The organism is Myxococcus sp. AB056 (assembly GCF_006547365.1).
Lineage (GTDB): Bacteria > Myxococcota > Myxococcia > Myxococcales > Myxococcaceae > Myxococcus > Myxococcus virescens.
In genome coordinates, this window is record NZ_VHLB01000211.1 from 1 (window position 1) to 639 (window position 639).

The window sequence follows — 639 nt, forward strand, 5'->3', positions numbered from 1 at the left end:
TAGCTTACTTGCCCTAATCTCTTGTTTCACGCCCGCCTCCCGGCGGATTGTCGAAACTCGAAACCAAGGCCCAGACTCCTGCTCTTCGCAGCAAGCCTGGAAGACTTCTTGTTACTTACGCTTGATTCAAAAGCCCTGACTCTCTTCCCCTCGCCTTCGCCTCACGGCGTCGGCTGGGTACTCTCGTCAGGGCTTCTGCGAGAACTTCTCTCAGCAGAAATTGAACTTACCCTTCGTATGCACTTGTCAAAGAACGCTTCTCTATACTTCAGAGAAAACTTGTGTGGAGCTGATCGGGATCGAACCGACGACATCCAGCTTGCAAAGCTGGCGCTCTCCCAGCTGAGCTACAGCCCCGGGAAAATTGCCCACGGCCATTCTACCATGCTGGTGCGCGTCACCGCTTTCCTCCTCCCTGGGAGGAAAATGGTGGGCCTAGGTGGACTTGAACCACCGACCTCGCGCTTATCAGGCGCGCGCTCTAGCCAGCTGAGCTATAGGCCCAGGGGGCTACCGCGTCGGCAAACCCTACAGCGTCCTTCATTCTCAAAGAGCCAAGTCGCTTCGACTCAGTCCTTCAAAACCAAACAGCAAGCCCAGAGTAAGTCACTAGATTGTTATTCGGAAACGTTGACCTGG

General features: G+C 54.8%; 2 tRNA genes. Both read right to left on the reverse strand.

The annotated features are described in order from the left end of the window. Positions 1–284 precede the first annotated feature (284 nt). Positions 285–357, reverse strand: a tRNA-Ala gene (locus FMP39_RS37175). Between the two features lie 70 nt (positions 358–427). Continuing rightward, a tRNA-Ile gene (locus FMP39_RS37180) sits at positions 428–504 on the reverse strand. Positions 505–639: the final 135 nt, after the last annotated feature.